14 protein-coding genes are annotated in these 19726 nt (G+C 61.5%); 3 read left to right on the forward strand and 11 right to left on the reverse strand.

What is annotated here, in order from left to right; all coding sequences use genetic code 11:
• Positions 1 to 212 precede the first annotated feature (212 nt).
• The 10 genes from PSH81_RS14870 to PSH81_RS14915 all read right to left on the reverse strand — a co-directional run bounded on the left by PSH81_RS14870 (position 213) and on the right by PSH81_RS14915 (position 13780).
• Complete coding sequence (locus PSH81_RS14870) at positions 213 to 1916, reverse strand: AMP-binding protein (RefSeq protein WP_305390962.1); 1704 nt, start codon at positions 1914 to 1916, stop codon at positions 213 to 215.
• A gap of 31 nt (positions 1917 to 1947) precedes the next feature.
• Positions 1948 to 3246, reverse strand: a complete 1299-nt coding sequence (locus PSH81_RS14875) for an acetyl-CoA C-acetyltransferase (RefSeq protein ID WP_305390963.1) — start codon at positions 3244 to 3246, stop codon at positions 1948 to 1950.
• Entirely contained in the window at positions 3243 to 4133 is an 891-nt protein-coding gene (locus tag PSH81_RS14880; RefSeq protein ID WP_192300868.1) for a MaoC/PaaZ C-terminal domain-containing protein, read from the reverse strand. Before PSH81_RS14880 ends, PSH81_RS14875 begins: the two co-directional genes overlap by 4 nt.
• Before the next feature lie 3 nt (positions 4134 to 4136).
• Positions 4137 to 5480: a 3-oxoacyl-ACP reductase gene (locus PSH81_RS14885; protein WP_305390964.1), complete on the reverse strand. Its 1344-nt coding sequence runs from the start codon at positions 5478 to 5480 to the stop codon at positions 4137 to 4139.
• 87 nt (positions 5481 to 5567) lie between these two features.
• Complete coding sequence (locus PSH81_RS14890) at positions 5568 to 8093, reverse strand: acyl-CoA dehydrogenase (protein ID WP_305390965.1); 2526 nt, start codon at positions 8091 to 8093, stop codon at positions 5568 to 5570.
• A gap of 292 nt (positions 8094 to 8385) precedes the next feature.
• Positions 8386 to 9810 carry an outer membrane protein transport protein gene (locus PSH81_RS14895; protein WP_305390966.1) on the reverse strand — a complete coding sequence of 475 codons (1425 nt, stop codon included), beginning with the start codon at positions 9808 to 9810 and terminating at the stop codon, positions 8386 to 8388.
• A 128-nt stretch (positions 9811 to 9938) separates the two neighbouring features.
• Entirely contained in the window at positions 9939 to 10442 is a 504-nt protein-coding gene (praB, locus tag PSH81_RS14900) for an alkane oxidation protein activator PraB (RefSeq protein ID WP_192300864.1), read from the reverse strand.
• Positions 10443 to 10575: 133 nt separating this feature from the next.
• Entirely contained in the window at positions 10576 to 11070 is a 495-nt protein-coding gene (praA, locus tag PSH81_RS14905; protein WP_192300863.1) for an alkane oxidation protein activator PraA, read from the reverse strand.
• A gap of 136 nt (positions 11071 to 11206) precedes the next feature.
• Positions 11207 to 12487, reverse strand: coding sequence for an alkane 1-monooxygenase (locus tag PSH81_RS14910; RefSeq protein ID WP_226457347.1), 1281 nt, complete (start codon positions 12485 to 12487; stop codon positions 11207 to 11209).
• Positions 12488 to 12781: 294 nt separating this feature from the next.
• Entirely contained in the window at positions 12782 to 13780 is a 999-nt protein-coding gene (locus PSH81_RS14915; protein ID WP_305390967.1) for an alpha/beta fold hydrolase, read from the reverse strand.
• A 274-nt stretch (positions 13781 to 14054) separates the two neighbouring features.
• On the opposite strand from PSH81_RS14915, the gene PSH81_RS14920 reads away from it, so the two are divergent.
• From PSH81_RS14920 to PSH81_RS14930, 3 genes are read left to right on the forward strand one after another with little or no spacing between them, the layout of a single operon-like run.
• The gene (locus PSH81_RS14920; RefSeq protein ID WP_305390968.1) at positions 14055 to 15587 is read left to right on the forward strand and encodes an NAD(P)/FAD-dependent oxidoreductase; all 1533 of its coding nucleotides are present in this window, start codon (positions 14055 to 14057) and stop codon (positions 15585 to 15587) included.
• Positions 15584 to 16474: an SDR family oxidoreductase gene (locus PSH81_RS14925; protein ID WP_226457344.1), complete on the forward strand. Its 891-nt coding sequence runs from the start codon at positions 15584 to 15586 to the stop codon at positions 16472 to 16474. The genes PSH81_RS14920 and PSH81_RS14925 overlap by 4 nt, the downstream gene beginning before the upstream one ends.
• A 15-nt stretch (positions 16475 to 16489) precedes the next feature.
• Positions 16490 to 17323 carry a metal-dependent hydrolase gene (locus tag PSH81_RS14930; RefSeq protein WP_226457343.1) on the forward strand — a complete coding sequence of 278 codons (834 nt, stop codon included), beginning with the start codon at positions 16490 to 16492 and terminating at the stop codon, positions 17321 to 17323.
• Here PSH81_RS14930 and PSH81_RS14935 read toward each other — a convergent pair.
• The gene (locus tag PSH81_RS14935; RefSeq protein ID WP_305390969.1) at positions 17320 to 19395 is read right to left on the reverse strand and encodes an EAL domain-containing protein; all 2076 of its coding nucleotides are present in this window, start codon (positions 19393 to 19395) and stop codon (positions 17320 to 17322) included. The genes PSH81_RS14930 and PSH81_RS14935 overlap by 4 nt on opposite strands.
• Positions 19396 to 19726: the final 331 nt, after the last annotated feature.

The following is a 19726-nucleotide window of genomic DNA, read 5'->3' on the forward strand; positions in this document are numbered from 1 at the left end:
ACTGTTGGTAGAGGTTTCGGCTGAACCACCGCTTTCGCGGGCAAGCCCGCTCCCACATTTGAGCTGTGTTGCTGGGCTGTCAGCGCTCGGCTGGAGATCCCCCGGGCACCGCCAATCCCCTGTGGGAGCTGTCGAGCTTTAGCGAGGCTGCGAAGGCGGCGGCACTGTTGGTAGAGGTGTCGGCCTCAATCATCGAGTCCCCCGCCTGTTTATCAGCGTAAGGCCCTGCGCAGCACCTTGCCGACAGTGGTCTTAGGCAGTTCGGTAGTCCGAAACTCCACGTACCTGGGCACCTTGTACCCCGTCAGGTATTCCCGGCAATGGGCGAGAATCTGTTCCTGCGTCAGGTTCGGGTCCTTGCGCACCACGATGATCTTGACCTTCTCCCCGGTCACCGCATCCTCGACGCCCACGGCTGCCACTTCGGCGACGCCCGGGTGCAGCGCCACCACGTCTTCGATCTCGTTGGGATATACGTTGAAACCCGAAACCAGGATCATGTCCTTCTTGCGGTCCACCAAGCGGATGTAACCGCGTTCGTCCATCACGCCAATATCCCCGGTCGACAACCACCCCTCGGCATCCAGCACCTCGGCCGTCTCTTTCGGGCGCTTCCAGTAGCCCTGCATCACCTGCGGGCCACGCACTTGCAGTTCGCCCTGCTCGCCGATGTCGGCCAGTTCACCGTCTTCGCGGATAAAGCGCACCCAGGTCGACGGCAACGGCACGCCGATGCTGCCGGTAAAGTCCATCTCGCGCATGCGCGCAATGTTGATCGGGCTGATACTCACCACCGGCGAGCATTCGGTCAGGCCGTAGCCTTCGATAATCGGCAGCCCGGTGACCTCCTTCCAGCGCTTGGCCACCGCGGTGTGAGTGGCCATGCCACCTGCAATCACCATGCGCAAATCGGAAAAGTCCCGCGCGCAGAACTCCTTGTTCTCCAGCAAACCGTTAAACAAGGTGTTGACCCCGGCAATGCCGTTGAAGCGCTCCTTGCGCAGGATCATCTGCACCCGCTTCACATCACGCGGGTTGGCGATCAGGATGTTGCGCCCGCCCAGGCACATGAACATCAGGCAATTCACCGTCAGCGAAAAGATGTGATACAGCGGCAACAAGGTGACGTTGGTTTCCTGTTTGTCCTGGTCCAGTTGGTCACCGACCCAGGCCTTGGCTTGCAGCAGGTTGGCGATGATATTGCGGTGGCTGAGCATCACGCCCTTGGCATCGCCAGTGGTACCGCCGGTGTATTGCAGGAAGGCCAGGTCGTCGAGGCCCATGGGCACCGGGAAGTGATTGAGCGCGCGCCCTTGCGTGAGCACCCGGTTGAAGCGCAACGCACCCGGCAGACTGAACCGCGGCACCTGCTTTTGCACGTGACGCAGGATGAAGTTCATCGCTGCCCCCTTGAAGGTGCCGAGCAAGTCACCGATGGCTGCCACCACCACGCGCTTGACGCTGCTGCCAGCCACGGCCTTTTCCAGGGTGTGGGCGAAGTTCTCGAAGATCACCACCGTCTCGGCACCGCTGTCCTTGAGCAGATGCTTGAGTTCATGGGCGGTGTACAGCGGGTTGACGTTGACTACCACCGCACCAGCCAAAATCGTACCCAACAGGCAGATCGGGTACTGCAAGCAGTTGGGCATCATCAGCGCCACGCGGTCGCCTTTCTGCACGCCCTGCCCTTGCAGCCAGGCGGCGAACGCGATGCCCTGGATGTGCCAGTCGGCGTAGGTCATTTCGGTGCCGATGCTCACATAGGCCACACGCTCGCGGAATTTTTCCAGGTGCTCCAGGAACACTTCGCGCAGCGACGGGTAATCCTCGATCCCGGCATCGATGTCCGCCGGCACGCCAGGCAGGTACGCGTTCAGCCAGATCCGTTCGGTGTGTTCCAGGCTTACAGTGCTCATGGCAGTCTCCTTGTTGTTGTTTTTGATAGAGCTACTTTTCGACGATGGCGGTAATGCCCAGCCCGCCTGCAGCGCAGATGGAAATCAGGCCGCGCCCGCCGCCGTTCGCATGGATGGTCTTGGCCAGCGTCGCCAGTTGCCGGCCGCCGGTAGCGGCAAACGGATGGCCACAGCCCAGCGAGCCGCCGTTGACGTTCATTTTGGCGCGGTCGATGGCGCCCAGCGGCGCGTCCAGGCCCAGGCGTTCGCGGCAGTAGTCGGCGTCTTCCCAGGCCTTGAGCGTGCACAGCACCTGGGCGGCGAAGGCTTCGTGGATTTCAAAGAAATCGAAGTCCTTGAAGCTCAGGCCCTCACGCTGGAGCATGCGTGGCACGGCGTAGACCGGGGCCATCAGCAGGCCCTCGGTGCCGTCGACAAAATTCACCGCCGCTGTTTCGCCGGTGCGTAGATACGCCAGCACCGGCCAGCCATTGGCGGCAGCCCATTGCTCGCTGGCCAGCAGCACCACCGAGGCGCCATCGGTCAACGGCGTGGAGTTACCCGCCGTGAGCGTACCGTTCTGGCGGTCGTAGGCCGGGCCCAGGCTGGCGAGTTTCTCCAGGCTGGTGTCGGCACGCAGGTTGTTGTCCCGCGCCAGGCCACGATGGGGGCTGATCAGGTCATCGAAAAAGCCCCGCCGGTAGGCGGCGTCGAGGCGTTGATGGCTGGTCAGCGTCAGCTCATCCTGGGCCAGGCGCTTGATCTGCCAGCGCTTGGCCATTTCCTCGCAGTGCTCGCCCATGGACAACCCGGTACGCGGCTCGCCATTGCGCGGCAGCAATGGTTTGAAAAACATCGACGGGCGCACCTTGAGCAAGCTCTTCACCTTGTCGCCCAGGCCTTTGGCGCGATTGGCCGCGAGCAAGGTGTGGCGCAGGGCTTCGTTGATGCCGATGGGCGCATCGGAGGTGGTGTCCGCGCCGCCTGCGATACCCACTTCGATCTGGCCGAGGGCGATTTTATTCGCCACCAGCAGTGCCGCTTCCAGGCCAGTGCCGCAGGCTTGTTGCACGTCGTAGGCCGGTGTGTCCGGGGACAAGGTGGTGGACAGCAGCGACTCCCGCGCCAGGTTGAAATCCCGCGAATGCTTGATCACGGCCCCGGCGGCAAACTCGCCAAGACGCTGGCCGTGCAGGTTATAGCGGTCGACCAGACCTTGCAGCGCCGCCACCAGCAGGCCCTGGTTGCTGTCGTGGGCATACACGGTGTTGGAGCGAGCAAACGGGATACGGTTGCCGCCGATAATCGCCACACGGCGAGTCGGAGCCGGGTTGAAGCTGTAGTCAGTCATCGACGGTTCTCATTCCAGACAAAGAGCCCGCGCATGTGCGGTTTATCACCGGCAAAATTGCGCACCTCAAACTCACGGCGCGGGCCGCTTGCGGGGTGGTTCCACAGGGCGACCTGGCCAGGCAGGAAAATCGGCAGCTTGAAGTCGCAATGGGCCTCGGCCTGGTCCAGCCCGCCTGGCGGTTGCTGGGCTGCAAGTGCGCGGCCGAGGGTCCACATGCCGTGGGCAATGGCGCGCCGAAAGCCAAAGAGCTTCGCGCCGATCACCGAGGTGTGGATCGGATTGAAATCCCCCGACACCCTGGCAAAACGCCGGCCAAGGTCGGCGGGCAACACCCAGCGCTGGGTGCGCAGCAGGCCTTCTTCCTGCAACGGCAAACCATCATTCCACGGCTCACCGACCGGATTTTTTACCTCTCGGCGCAGGTACAGGCTGTCGCTTTCCCACACCAGGCTGCCTTCACTGTAGGCACGGGTGGCGATGCTCAGCGCCTGGCCCTTGGGATGCGCGACCCAGCGCGCGCAGAACACTTCCAGGCGCAAGGCCTGGCCCTCGTGCAGGCGCCGGTGCTGACGGATGCGATTGGCCAAGTGCACCATGCCGCTGGCCGGGTACGGAAAACTTGGCCGCGTCAGCAGCATCAAGTGCAGCGGGAACGCCAACACATGGGGAAACGACAGCGGCACGCCCTGCTCATGGCGAAAACCGCAGGCACGCCCATAGGCGCCAATCTCGGCAGCCGACAACGCCACCGCCGAGCGCACCAGACGTTCCACGGGCAGCGCGGGCGGCCCATCGAGTTTGGGTTTACGCAGGCCGCGCAGGCCATCCATCAGCAGTTGGCTGCGCGACGGCGGTGGATCGATAATCTGTGTCACGTAGTCCATGGCTCAAGCTCCCAGCAGGCTTTGCCCGCACACCCGTACGACTTGGCCGTTGACCGCGCCGGACGCCGGATGCGCCAGCCAGGCAATCGTCTCGGCCACATCTATCGGCTGGCCGCCCTGGGACAACGAATTCATGCGTCGTCCCGCCTCGCGGATCATCAGCGGGATCTTCGCGGTCATCTGGGTTTCGATAAACCCCGGTGCCACCGCATTCACCGTGACCTGACGCGCCGCCGCTTGCGGCGCCAGGCCCTGCACCAGGCCGATCACCCCGGCCTTGGAGGTGGCGTAGTTGCTCTGCCCGAGGTTGCCAGCGATGCCGGAGATCGACGATACACACACGATGCGCCCACTAGGATTGACGCCCTGGTTGTCCAGCAGCGCATTGCTCAGGTGCAACGGCGCTTCCAGGTTGACCGCCAGCACACTGCGCCAGGCGGCTTCGGTCATTTTGGCGATGGTTTTGTCGCGAGTGATGCCGGCGTTGTGCACCACCACGTCAAAGGCGCCGTATTGGCTGACATGGGTGTGCAACAAGGTGGCCGCGTCGGCGCTGGTGATGTCCAACGGCAACGCTGAACCGCCTACGCTGTCGGCCGCCTGTTGCAGGGATTCCTGGGCCTGGGGCACATCCACACACACCACGTGCGCACCGTCGCGGGCCAGCACCTGGGCAATCGCCAGGCCGATGCCACGGGACGCGCCGGTGACCAGTGCGCGACGGCCGGTGAAGGGTTTGTCCCAGTTGACGGCAACGTGGCCATCGACCGGCGGTTCCAGGCGCACCACTTGCCCCGAGACGTAGGCCGAACGGCGCGACAGGAAGAAGCGCAGGCTGCTGTCCAGCGCGTCTTCGGCGCCCGGCGCAACATAGAGCAATTGCACGGTGATCGCGCGGCGCAGTTCCTTGGCCAGCGAACGCACCAGACCTTCCAGCGCACGCTGGGCGATGGCCTGGGGCAAGTCCGCACAGTGTTCCGGCGCGGTGCCGAGCACCACCACACGGCCGTGCTGGCCGAGACGCTTGGCGTTGGCGTGAAAAAACACATAGAGCTCATCGAGTTGTTGCAGGCCGCTGATGTCGCTGGCATCAAACACCGCACCCTGCACCTTGCCGGTGGACGGCGCCGTGAGGATCGCCGCGGTGGCGGTGACCGTGTCGGTGGCGCTGAACAGCTGTTGCACTTGTGCGGTCAGGCGCCCTGCCCCGGCGACGATCACCGGGTTGGCCAGGCCGGGTTGGCCGCTGCGGTGGCGTTGCAGCGCCAAGGGCTGCGGCAAGCCGATGGCCTGGGCCAGGCGACGGCCCCAGGGGGAGTTAACAAAAGATAAGTAGCTGTCACTCATAGAAAGATCCACTCACAGTGTCTTGACCTGTAAACCCGGCCCCTGTGGGCGCCGGCAAGCCCGACGCCCACATTGGCCGCGTTGCAGCTAATTCACCGAGGCGTTTTCGCCTTGGCTGCTACGGCGCTTGGTCGCCGGTTCCAGCGCTTGCTTGCGCTGCTGCAACGCTTCCAGCAGCCCGAAGTCCTGCGGGAAGTCGTCGACCTGGATCGCGTGGTCGGCGTATTCCACATACCGCGCCAGCAAGCTGTCTTCGTCGTCGCTGATCAAATCCAGCGCCCGCGCCTTGACGCGCCAGGCGGTGAAGGCCGTGGCGGAAATCGGCAGGGGTTCGATCAGGCCTTGTTTGATCGCAGGTTTGAGCCGTGCGTCGATCAACTCCACCTGTGGCAATAAACGGAACCCCAGTTCGCCATACGCCAACTTGTCGATTTCCGGCCGTGGGATGTAGGAATTGGCCAGCAGACGGTCGCGGGTTTCGCCGGGGGTCTGCACCACCTCGGCCACTTGGGCCAGCAGGTGATCCGACGGTTTGCGCGATGGAATCCCGAACGGAAAACTCAAGCCGCGCAGCACCGCCGCAGCCGCTTGCGACGGGTAGTTGGCGAGCACTTCGGCCAACGCTTCATGCGCTCGCAGCAAGGCGTCCTGGGCCGACCAGTGCACCAGGGGCAGGTCCGCCTGCGGCCGACCGTCGTCCTCGAAGCGCTTGAGCACGCAGGACAAAATGTACAGCTGCGACAGAATATCCCCCAGGCGTCCGGTGATACTTTCCTTGCGCTTGAGCGCACCGCCGAGCACCCCCATGGAAATGTCCGAGACCAACGCCAGTACCACCGACAGCCGATTGGCCTGGCGGTAGTAGGACGCCAGCGCCGGGTCGGACTTGGCTGGTGCGGAGAGTAGTCGCCCACCCGTCAGGGAATGCACCGCCGCGCGTACGGTGTTGGCCAACACAAAGCTCACATGGCCGAACATTGCGCTGTCGAACTCTTCCAGGGCTTTGCGCCGGTCAGGGTTGCGCGCCGCTTCCATCTCGCGGAACACATAGGGATGGCAACGGATCAGGCCCTGGCCATAGATGATCAGGCAGCGGGTCATGATGTTCGCGCCTTCTACCGTGATGGCAATCGGGCTTTGCTGGTAGGCACGGGCGAGGAAGTTGTTCGGCCCCATGCAGATACCCTTGCCGGCGACGATGTCCATGCCGTCGTTGACGATAATCCGCGCACGCTCTGTCACGTGGTACTTGGCGATGGCCGAGATCACCGAGGGCTTCTCCCCCGCATCGAGGGACGCCACCGACACTTTGCGCACCGCATCGCAGGCATACAGGTGCCCGGCCATGCGCGCCAACGGTGCCTGCACGCCTTCGAACTTACCGATGGGCAGGCCGAACTGTTTGCGCATCGCCGCGTACGCCGTGGTGCCGCGCACCGCCACCTTGCCCAGGCCGACGTTGGCCGACGGCAGGGAAATGGCGCGCCCTGCTGCCAGGCATTCCATCAACATGCGCCAGCCATTGCCGATCTGCTCGCGGCCGCCGATTACCCATTCCAGTGGGATAAAAACGTCTTTGCCGGTGGTCGGGCCGTTCTGGAATACCGCGTTCAGCGGCCAGTGGCGCCGACCGCTGTTGACGCCGGGATGGGACGTCGGAATCAACGCACATGTGATGCCCAGGGAGCCGGCGGCGCCGAGCAAACCGTCCGGGTCTTCGGCGCGGAACGCCAGGCCGAGCACGGTAGCGATGGGGCCCAGGGTGATGTAGCGCTTGTCCCAGGTCACGCGAAAACCCAGGACTTCCTGGCCCTCATGCCTGCCTTTGCAGACGATGCCGAGATCCGGAATCGCCCCGGCATCGGAGCCCGCGTAGGGGCTGGTCAGGGCAAAACACGGGATGTCTTCGCCCCGCGCCAGGCGCGGCAGGTAGTAGTTGCGCTGGGCATCGGTGCCGTAATGCAGCAGCAGCTCGGCCGGGCCCAGGGAGTTGGGCACCATCACCGAAATCGCCGCCGCCGAGCAGCGCGTCGACAGCTTCATCACCACCTGCGAATGCGCGTAATGGGAGAAGCCTTTGCCGCCGTACTGCTTGGGGATGATCATGCCGAGGAAACCGGCGTCCTTGGTGTACTGCCAGCCCTCGGGGGACATGTCCTGCCAGACCTGGGTGGTTTCCCAGTCATTGGCAATGTCGCAGAGGGTTTCCACCTCGTTGTCGAGGAAGGCTTGTTCTTCTGCGCTGAGGCGCGCTGGCGCGGCGTGCAACAGACGTTGCCAGTCGGGCTTGCCGCTGAACAGCTCGGCGTCCCACCACACCGTGCCAGACTCGATGGCCGCGCGCTCGGTGTCGGACATTGCCGGCATGATTGTACGAAACAGGCCGAGGGCCTTGTTGGTCAACAACACGCGGCGCAAGGGTTTGATACTCAGCAGCGCAGCCGGTGCCAGCACCAGCAGCGCTGCGACCGTCACGCCAACAGCAGCCACTACGTTGAACAGGTAGCCCAATGCCAGCCAGAGCAGGCCGGCGCCCAGCCACAGGGTGGCGGCAGCTTGTCGATACGCCAAAGCAATCGCGGCTGCGAAACCCATCAATAACCAGATAACCATAGGGATACCTCTACTCGATTCAGGGTACGGCTGTGACGCGACAGGTCCTACAGACCTGCGGCGTAAAGCCACACTACAAACTTGGAAAGACAAATTCAAATTTTGTTTTGAAATTTTTATTTAATGCTTGGGCGAAAAAATCACCGACTGAACAGGGTCAGCCAGATACGTTGATTGAGTGGGAAATCGGAACGGGTCGCGTGCGACCCGTCGATGCATGACCGGCATGGAATACGACAGAAAGATGCGCTGACTGCCCACTCATACCGGTATTGCGGGACGTTACGCGGGATCAGAACTCGTAGGTCACCCCCAGGCTGACGACATCGCCGTAGGCGTCGGCTTTACCGTCCAGCGATGCACCGCCAAGACGGTCCTGGTTGTGGGTTTTCAACTTGGCCTTTTCCACGAACTGGTGGGAGTAGGAACCGTCGATGCCCAGGCCGGGGATGGCGCGGACTTTGTAGCCAAAGCCCAGGGAGGTGAAGATCCGGTCGCCGTCCGGGATACGCGGGTCGCGGGTGGAGTTGCGGGTCGGTGTCTGGTCAGTCGCCACACCGGCGCGCAAGGTGAAGTCGTCGGTGAGTTTGTAGTCGCCACCGAGGGAGACCATCCAGGCATCCTTGTAGTTGTAAGGGATGGCGACGATGGTCGAACCCTCAGACTTCAACGTCAGGTTTTTGAACGATGACCATTGGGTCCAAGTGACACTGGCGCCGAGGGTCAGGCGGTCCAGGCTGCCGGTGAAACTGTGTACCCAGTCGATGGAAGCGTTGGCAGGCACATCCAACTGCGTCGAGGCTTTACCGTTCATTTGCAGGTTCAGGCCAGGATACAAAAGACCCGGCAACCCACCCTCGATCAGCCCCGTCGACCCTTCATCGGCGTAGATATTGTATTTGCCCTCAAGCTTGTTCTTGATCTTGGCGTGGTAGTTCAAACCGACAGTGTCCTGCAGTGTTGGTTTCCAGGCCAGGCCAGCAAACCAACCCACCGAGGTGTTGTCGACTTTGACGCGCATCAGCGAATAGCCAATGCCCGCCGGAAATGGAATCGAATTCGGCGCAAGCGCCGCCGCCGCATACAAGTCAACGTTCTGGCTGACGAAACCTTTGGTGTGCTGAACAATTGCACCAGCGCCGATAGAGAATTGATCATTGACCTTGAACGACAGCGATCCGGTCAACCCAACGGTTTCGATCCGTGTGTCAACCGCGAAATCCCGGCCCTTCCAGTCATTGTCCCAGGTGGTACGCGCGCCCATGGGCACGACTTGGCTCAGGCCAAAGGCGAAACGATCACCGATAGGCATGACCATGAACCCAGTCGGCAGCCAGGCCGTAAAACCGCCTTGGCCACCATCACCGGTGCGCGGCACTGAAACGGGCTCAAAGGTATCGGGGTCAAGGGTCGTGGATGACGTAGGGTTGCCGGCATAGTCCTTGGCCGTGCCTTTGTATTTGATATTGATGCGTGCGTAGTCAACATTGAACTGCGCAATGTTGTGATCAATAAACGCCATGGCGGCAGGGTTGTTAAAGGCCGATGACGGGTCATTCTTAAACATCGAACCACCACCAAAAGCCCGACCCCAACCTTCTGCCCCGAAGGTCGGAGTAGAGAAGCCACCGGCCTGTGCCGAGCCGGCAGTCGCAATCAAGCCCCCCAACAACGCAAGACCGAGGAATGCGTGCGCCTGCTGTTTCTTATTGTTCATGCTCCACTCCTTATTATTGTTTTCAACCATGATCGGTTGCGCCGATATGGCCTGAAGCAGCAGGTGCCTTTTGCAAGACACCTGCTTTTTTTCAACGTGTGATCACCACGTCAAATCAGCCAGTTGCATTAAGGGTTAAGCGTGAATTGCGGAGACGGTGTGACATTGAGCGCGGTGATCTTGCACTTGCCGACTGTTTGCGCAGTACCGATGGTCAGGGCATGGGTCGCGTTATCGAACTTCACATCGATCGTGGCAGGGGCAGTGGCGCAATCATTTACGATCTTGAAGTTAACGCCAGACACCGTGCCGGTGTACACGCCCGACGTACCGGCGCCAGGCGTCAGTGTCCAAGGCAGGCCCAGCAGAACCGGAACGCCACACAAGCCGCCGCCGGTAACAGTGGCGCCGGTGATCGACGCTGAAGCCCCCCCAGCGGCAACTGAGCCGGTGAAAACAATGCCGCAGTTCACAGGGATGCCAAGAGACGCTGGCGAACTCACGGCAATCGTACCGCCCGGCGTGGTGAACGCTGTTGGGTTAGGGGTAATGGTGCTGGCATTGGCCATCGACGCAGCACCCATGCAAACAGCCAAAGCAGACAACGATACGAGGGTTTTCAAACTTTTCATTGTTTTTCCTCACATGTTATGGCGAATTCATTTCGCCAGGGGGTAATGGCCATGAACGAGAGGTCACGGTGAAACTGCAGAACTTCCCTTTCCAGCCAAATCTCAATTCGATTACCACAACAACATCTGATGCTTATTCAACAACCTTGAAGTTTGGCGGCATCTTGATCGATACCGTTTTGATCTTGCAGTCTTCGCCAATCGGTACATTGCTGGCTTCCAACTTGCCGGTGGCGTTATCCCACGTGCCATCGGCCGTTGATGGCCCGCACTTGCCGCCCAGGCCAAAGGCGTGCACATCCACGCTGATCTTCGACATGGAACCACTCTTGGTGTCTTTGGCGATCAAGACCCACGGCAAGTTGATGGCTTCGACGCGGCTGCACTTGAGGCCGCCGTCGAACTCGACTTTATCGACATTCACCGAAGTGCCGTCGGCCGCAACTTTGCCAGCGACCTTGATGGTGCAGTCGGCGCTGATCAGCGCGCCCTTGGAAAAGCTGATCGGGCCCTGGGCCGTAAAGGCGCTGCCGGCGGGCTCGATGCGCGCGGCCTGGGCCTGTTGATAGGCAATCAACCCAAGTGCGGCCAATACGAGGTGGCTGGTGAACCTGGCAGGTGTGTGCATGGTGTACGTCCTTCCCTTGAAATTATTGTTGTTCGGGTCAAACAAACTTCTTGCAACTAACGTTCAGCGTAATTCGGGCGATAAAAACCTGCGTGATACACAGATCCCGAGTCCACTGTTGATCTATCAGTTCACATCAGAACGGCTTGGCACTGCCGCTGTACTTCTCCAGATACTTCAAGCGTTGCGACGGCTGAAGATTGGTCAGGGTTATATCCCCGGCATAGTGATTGAGTACCCGATGATCCATGCGGCGTCGCCACAAGTAGGGAACATAGGCCCATACAATCATGCTCGCGTAGCCATAAGGAAGTTGCGGTGATTCATCAAAGTGGCGCAACGACTGATAACTACGAGTGGGGTTGGCATGGTGGTCGGAGTGCCGTTGCAGTTGAAACAGGAAGATATTGGTGACAATCCGATTACTGTTCCAGGAGTGGCGTGGCGAACAACGTTCATAACGACCATTGGGCAACTTCTGACGCTTGAGGCCGTAATGTTCGACATAGTTGACCACTTCAAGCAGCGAGAACCCGTAGATGCCCTGGATCAGCAGGAACGGAATCACCGCTGCCCCCAACCAGGCGATCATCGCGCCCCACAACACCACGCTGTACATCCAGGCGCTGAGCACACCGTTGCGCCAGTGCCAGGCCGGCAGGCCGAGTTTGCGCAGGCGTTCGCGCTCGAGGTTCCAGGCCGAACGGGCGCTGAACCACACCGAGCGCGGTAGGAAGGCCCAGAAGCTTTCCCCCAGGCGTGAACTGGCCGGGTCTTCCGGGGTGGCGACGCGCACGTGATGGCCACGGTTGTGTTCGGTGTAGAAGTGTCCGTAGAAGGTCGGCGCCAGGGTGACCTTGGCGAGAAACACTTCCAACGCATTGGGTTTGTGCCCCAGTTCGTGGGCGGTGTTGATGGCGATGCCGGTGGCGGCGCCGGTCGACATGGCCATGCCCAGGTAGGTGAACCAGCTCAGCTCGCCATGCAACTGCGTACGCGCGGTGATGTAGGCGGCGGCGCGGGCCGGCCAGCTGGCGGGGTCGAGATCGGCGACGGCGTGCAACAGGCCGCCCCCAATGATCCAGTCGATGCCGCCGGCGGCCAGCCAGCCGGTGATCACCACCGATGAGATCACGAACAGCACGCCGGTGTAGACGATCCAGCGGTAGTAGCGTTGGGATTCAAGCTGGCTGACGGCGGATTCGGGCGGGTTGCTGACGTCTTCGCCGAGCAGGCCGTCGATCAGTGGGATCAGGCCGAAGATCACCAGCACACCGACCCACCACAATTGCTGGATGCCCGTACTGATGGCAAGCGCGCCGGACAACAGCGGCGTGGCCAGCGGCATGATGCCCAACCACCACAGGTGGCGCTTGCCGTCGGTCCATACACTTGGCGCTGCGAGGGTCTGGTTCATGGCAGCCTCCGCGACAGGGAGACCCGAAACAGGTTCGTGGAGCGTGGAATGCTCCAGGAAATTGACCATGCGATAAAAGGCGTTTTTTTCATTTTTATTCGCTCTTAGGCATTTCAAAAATCATTTCAAAATATAAATTGAAATATTTTTTTAAATAAATAACGCGGAATCGATAGGTCGTCAACTACTTTTTCGAGGGCTTTTTTACGTGACCGCACAGTCTGTTTTTCAGCTGTTTGGTCAGGTCTCTAGAGCAAGCATTTGCGCCGATCCACCCCGCAACGAGGGCCACGTTTATTTGTTCGCCATGGCAAATGGCGGGTGCAAAACCGTGGCGGTTTGCGGCGCTCGGGCGCGTTTGGCGACCTGCTGCACCACCTCGACCACACGCGCGGCGGCGGTGATCGGCAGCATATGGCCGCGCCCTTCCACCAACTGCAGCTTCAGCCCCGGCACCTTGTCGGCCAGGGCCTGGCCATGTTTGCGAAAGTCCAACACCTGATCCCGTGCGCCATAGATCAGGCCGATGGGCAGGCGCAGTTGCGGGTAGCGCTTGACCATGCCTGGCAGGTGATCGTTGACACGATTGATCTCGGTGGAGGCGGCGTAGAAGTTGGCGGGGCGCATGCCGAGCATGCCGCCGCCACGGGTGGCAAAATCCTCGGGCGCGGGGTCCGGTGCGAATACGCCCCTGACCACTGAACCTTGGGTCAGCAGGCCGATGGGCACGGTCAACGTGTGTGACAGCCAACGTCGCAGCCACGCCGGACGAACGGCCAGCGACAGGAATACCAACGGCAACATCCGCTGCGGATGGCTCAACGGCGCCACCAGTACCAACCCGCCCACAGCCTGGGGATGATCGAGGGCCAACGCCAGGGCAATCGCCCCGCCGAGGGAGTGACCCAGCACCAATGGTCGTTCAAGACCCAGCGCCTTGATGAACCCGGCGATTTGCCGCGCCTGGCCCGGCAGGTCGGCCGGGGTACCCGCATGCCGCGTGGAATACCCCGATCCTGGTCGATCAACGCTGATCACCCGGAACTGCTCACGCAACGGGGCGGACAAGGCATACGTCAGGTTACGACTGCTGCCCATCAGCCCGTGAATCATGACCAGCGGCGGGCCCTTGCCCTCCTCCACATAATGAAAGCGCTCGCCATCGACCTCGACGAAGCGCCCATCAATCGGCACCGCCGCTTCAATGCGCCGCGTCATCCGCGCACTGAATCGCCATAACAGCGCACTCCCCCCTGCCAACACAGCCGCAGCGACAACCCACTCGACAGCCATAGCTCGGTCCTCTGCTTCCCTGCTGCTGGCGACCCGACCGGGATTGGTCAAGGCCTCAGCCACCGTCCACCCTGGACCTAGACTCTCTACATAACGTGCGCGTCCGTCGGACAGATCGCACCTGAGGAACAAGGTCGTAGCGTAGGCGATATTTTCAGGTAGATTATTTAAAATCTTTTTTAAAATAAATAATTCAATTTTCCTTTGCAATGGTGTTTTATCTAAAAGACAAAACAAAAACAGGAGCACCGCAGATGCCCACGAAGGACTGCCTATGAATGCCCACGACGAGGTCATCGACATCGCCATCATCGGTTCCGGCTTTGCCGGCTTGTGCATGGCCATCAAGCTCAAGGAAGCCGGCTGGCGCGACTTCTTTATCGCCGAACAAGCCGACACCCTCGGCGGCACATGGCGTGACAACAGCTACCCCGGTTGCGCCTGCGACGTGCAATCCCACGTGTATTCGTTTTCCTTTGCCCCCAACCCGGACTGGACCCGGCAGTTCGCGCCGCAAGCCGAGATCCGCGCCTACCTGGAGCAATGCGCCCGGCGTTATGAACTGGCGCCGTTCCTGCGTTTTGGCATGGGCCTTGAGCGCGCCGTGTTCGACGAGGCGCAACAACGCTGGCAACTGCGCTTCAGCAACGGCCGCCAGGTCAGCGCGCGCGTGCTGGTGTCGGGCATGGGCGGGTTGTCGCGTCCGGCACTGCCAGCGATCCCGGGGCTCGAGAGTTTCAAGGGCAAACGCTTCCACTCCCAGCAGTGGGACCACGACTACTCACTCAAAGGCAAACGCGTCGCGGTGATCGGCACCGGCGCCAGTGCCATCCAGTTCGTGCCACAGATTGCGCCGCAGGTTGCCCATCTGGACCTGTTCCAGCGCACGCCGCCATGGATCATGCCCAAGCCGGACCGGGCGATCTCATCGCTAGAACGCTGGCTGTTCAAGCACCTGCCGTTCACCCAGCGTCTGGTCCGCGGCGCCTTCTATTGGGCGCTGGAAGGCCGTGTGGTGGGCTTTGCCCTGCATCCACGGTTAATGACCATGGTGCAAAAAATCGCCCAGCGCCACCTGCACCGGCAAGTGGCCCGCCCTTCCCTGCGCAAGACCCTGACGCCGGACTACACCATCGGCTGCAAGCGCGTGCTGATCTCGAATGACTACTACCCGGCGCTGTCCCGCAGCAACGTCGAGGTGATCACCGACACCGTGCAGCGCATCGAAGCCGATGGCGTAGTCACCGCCAACGGCATCAAGCACCCGGCCGATTGCCTGATCTTCGGTACCGGTTTCCAGGCCACCGACCCACTGCCGCGCGACTGCATCATCGGCCGTGGCGGCATCGACCTGCTGGACACCTGGCGCGATGGCGCCCATGCCTACAAAGGCACCACCGTGCCAGGCTATCCGAACCTGTTCCTGATCGTCGGCCCCAACACCGGCCTGGGGCACAACTCGATGATTCTGATGATCGAGGCCCAGGTGACTTACATCCTCGACGCCCTGCGGCAAATGCAGCGCCATCGCATCGCCAGCGTCGACGTCAAGCCCGCCGTGGAAGAGGTCTACAACCGCCAACTGCAAGACCGGCTCAAGCGCACCATCTGGAACACCGGCGGCTGCCAGAGCTGGTACCTCGACCCGCGCACCGGCAAGAACACCACCCTGTGGCCCGCTTCGACCTGGCGCTTCAAACAGGTCACCCGGCATTTCGCGCTCAAGGACTACGTCGCCCAGTTGCTGCCGATCCAGGCGTCCGCCGTCACTGCGCCCCACGCCACCGTCGAAGGGAGCCTGTCATGAAATCTTTCAACGGCCGCGTGGCCGCAATCACCGGCGCCGCCTCCGGCATGGGCCGTGCGCTGGCCCTGGCGTTGGCACGGGAAGGTTGCCACCTGGCACTGGCAGACAAAAATGCCCAGGGCCTGGCGCAGACCGAGGCAATCATCAAGACCATGACGCTGGCGCCGATCACGCTCACCACGCAGGTGCTGGATGTGTCCGACCGCGAGGCCATGCAAGCCTGGGCCAGCGACACGTTCGCCCGGCACGGCCAGGTCAACCTGATCTTCAACAACGCCGGCGTGGCGCTGTCGAGCACCGTGGAAGGGGTCGACTACACCGACCTGGAATGGATCGTCGGCATCAATTTCTGGGGCGTGGTGCACGGCACCAAGGCATTCCTGCCGTACCTCAAAGCCAGTGGCGATGGGCATGTGATCAACACCTCGAGCGTGTTCGGCCTGTTCGCCCAGCCGGGCATGAGCGGCTACAACGCCACCAAGTTCGCCGTGCGCGGCTTTACCGAAGCCCTGCGCCAGGAACTCGACCTGCAACGCTGCGGTGTCTCGGCGACCTGCGTGCACCCCGGCGGCATCCGCACCGACATCTGCCGCAGCAGCCGCATCGACGCGAACATGACCGGCTTTCTGATTCACAGCGAGCAACAAGCCCGCGCCGACTTCGAGAAGCTGTTTATCACCGACGCCGACACGGCCGCCAAGGTGATCCTGCAAGGCGTACGCCGCAATAAGCGCCGCGTGTTGATCGGCCGAGACGCCTACTTTCTCGACCTGCTCGCCCGCTGCCTGCCGGCGGCCTACCAAGCGCTGGTGGTGTTCGCCAGCAAACGCATGGCCCCCAAACCGCGCACGCCGGTCCTGGAAACCAACGACGAGCCCCGTCTCTGAACAGGAGCACACACCATGCTGCCGATCCGTCGCGACATCCGCTTTGCCTTGCCCGCCGAACACATCAAGGACTGGCATGAACAAGGCCCGTTCATCACGCATTTTTTCAATGCGCTGTCACTGCTGTTTCCCCAGGGCGAACTGTTTTTCATGGACAGCGTGCGCCACTACCGCTCGCGCATCGACGATCCAGAGCTGAAACAGCAGATCCAGGGTTTTATCGGCCAGGAAGCCATGCACAGCCGCGAACACGTGGCCTACAACGACCTGCTGCAAGCCGCCGGCCTGCCCGCGCACACCCTGGACCGACGCCTCAAGTTCATCCTCGACTGGCAGAAGAAACACTTCCCGCCGTCATTCAACCTGGCGATCACCATCGCCCTTGAGCACTACACCGCGATGCTCGCGGAGATCCTGCTCAGTGACCCGTCGCGTTTTGGCAACTCACTCAAGGGTTACCAACAGATGTGGTACTGGCACGCCCTCGAAGAAACCGAACACAAGGCCGTGGCCTTCGACGTGTGGTCCCGCGTAATCAAGCCCGGCCCCAAGCGCTACCTGCTGCGCACCGGGACCATGCTGACGACCACGCTGTTCTTCTGGCTGGTGGTGTTCGATTTTCACCTGCGCCTGCTGATTGCCGACCGCAAGGCCGGCGGGCACCTGAAGGGCTTCTGGCGCATGCTGAAGTTTCTGTATGGGCCAAAAGGCGTATTCCCACGGATGCTGCGGCCTTGGCTGGATTACTTCCGGCCAGGGTTTCACCCCTGGGACCACGACAACCGCGCCCGTCTGGAACGCATCGATGGACTGATCGAAGAGATCGAGCGTACCTACACATCCACCTAGGGCTCGGCCAGGGCGGCGCGCTCACGTACAAACCCCGGCAACTGATCGCCCGGCAGCGCCTTGCTGAAATACCAGCCCTGGATAAACAGCTCGCTGCCGGTATTCAAGAACGCCAACTGCTCGGCGGTCTCAACGCCTTCGACGACCACCCCCAGGTTCAACGCCTCGCAGAAGCGCAACATGCCGGTCAACACTTGAGCACCCTTGGGGTCGTGTTGGGCAACGACGAAGCTGCGGTCGATCTTGATGAAATCCACCGGAAACTGGTGCAGGTAGCTCAGAGCGGAAAACCCGGTACCGAAATCATCGATATACACCTTGGCGCCGATGGCCTGCAGCTTCTGGATGGTCTGGCGCGTGGCCTGGATGTCACTGACCAGGGCGTCCTCGGTGATTTCCACCGACACCTGGCCCCGGGCCTGGGCGAGGATCTTCACCAGGCGGTTGCCGTAGGCCGGGTCGGTCAGGGTCGCGCTGGAAATATTGATCGTCATCGGTAACGCAAACCCCAGGGCCTGCCATTTCTGGTACTGGCGCACCGCCTCGGAGGCCACCCACACATCCACGTCCGGCATCAGGCGCGCCTGCGCCAGCCACTGCAGGAACTCCCACGGCGAATGCACCGTGCCGTGGCTGTCACGCGCGCGCATCAGGGCTTCGCAGCCGGTGCACAAGCCGGTCAGGGTCGACACTTGGGGTTGGTACTCGAGGTAGAACTCGTAGTCGCTGATCTGCTGGATACGGCTCAGCTCACTGGCCTGGCGTGCGAGGGCCTTGTGGGATGCGAGCACCGGGTCGGCTTCGAGCAGGCGGCCCTTTTCTTCAAGGCCGCGAAAGGTCATGTCCATCGAACGCAGGTACACCGTCCCGCCTTCGGCTGGCTGACGATGGATCGCTCGCACATAGGGGGCGTAGACCAGCGTGCCCAGGCCCAGCAGCAGCACTTGCAGGACCACGGCCGCCATATCACCGTGGGTACTGAGGTAGGCGTTGAGCAGCACCGGCGAGGTGAACGGCACGCTGGCCACCGCCGGCATCACCCAGCCCAGTTGCACTGCGGTCAACGCGACCATCCCATTCAGGGCCGGTACCACCAGGAACGGAATGAACAAGCGCGGGTTGAGGATGATCGGCAAGCCAAACAACAGCACCTCACTGACGTTGAACAGTGACAGCGGCAGACTGGCAATCGCCAGCAACCGCATGGACTGGCTCTTGGAGAACAGCAGGATCGCCAGCAACAGGCACAGCGCACCGCCCGAACCGCCGATAAAGGCGAAGCTGCCGAGCAGTCCGCTGTTGAGCAGATACTTGATCGGCTCCCCGGCGGCCAACGCCGTGCCATTGAGCACCACGGCCTGGTCGAGCACATCGAACAGCGGTTGCATGGCGTACACGCCGTGGATGCCAAAAAACCACAGCAGCGAATTCATCAGCGTCACGAACAAGCCGCTGCGGTAGGGCGAATCCAGGGCTTCAAGCACTTGCGGGCCCTGCAACTGGGCGACATAGGGAATCTGCAAAAGCAACGACAACGCCAGCACCAAGGCCAGCGCGGTGATTGCACCGGGCACCACCATATTGATGGTGCCTCGCAGGTTGTGCCCCACCAGGTCCTCGTTGACCAGGCGTGTCCAGCGCAAACGGTGCAACCAGGCAATTGCCGGCACATTGATCAGGGGCGAAGCAATCGCGATAAACAACACAAACGTGGCCGATGCCCGAGGGTACTCACGCAGGATGAAAGTCGCGATCACCACGTGGGCCAGGCACAGAAACGCAACGGGAAGCTGGGGCAAGCGGTACTGGATCGCCAGCATGTAGCCAATGGAAGCAGCCACCAGCAGCGGAATCACCGAGCTGATCTGGTTATGCAACCCGGCCAGTAAACTCACCACCTGCGCATCGAAACCCAGTACCCGGGCGCATTCGGACAGGATCAGAAACCCCGCCGATACCAGCAGGCATGGCAGGATCCACAACAATCCCTCGCGGATAGCACGCAATGACTCGGTGCTGGCCAAGGCGGCCAGACGCTGGGTGAAGAACAGCTTGAACAGCGTTTGCGCCATGACCCATCCCTCTGTCCATCGCTCCACGCCCCTGGAAAACAGGGTCGAAAATACCGCCTAACGCTACACGTCCTTAGGCCGGGAGCGAAAGTTTTTTAGCACGGCAACGCCAATTATTGAGTTGTCGTTTGAATTGCCCTATTGCACCCGCCCCACTCATTCGACCAATTCATCCTTACCCCCTGTCGCCCGCTCTCCTGCCATGGCCCTCCAGGCGAATCTGCTCAAGCCCGCTATAGTCAATCCAAGGGCAGGTATTACCGCGTTTCTTTGGTCTCGCCGTAATGAGCCTGAGCACTACCATTAATTGGATTTTTGACTGGGGAGCGTC

Source organism: Pseudomonas sp. FP2335 (assembly GCF_030687535.1).
GTDB lineage: Bacteria > Pseudomonadota > Gammaproteobacteria > Pseudomonadales > Pseudomonadaceae > Aquipseudomonas.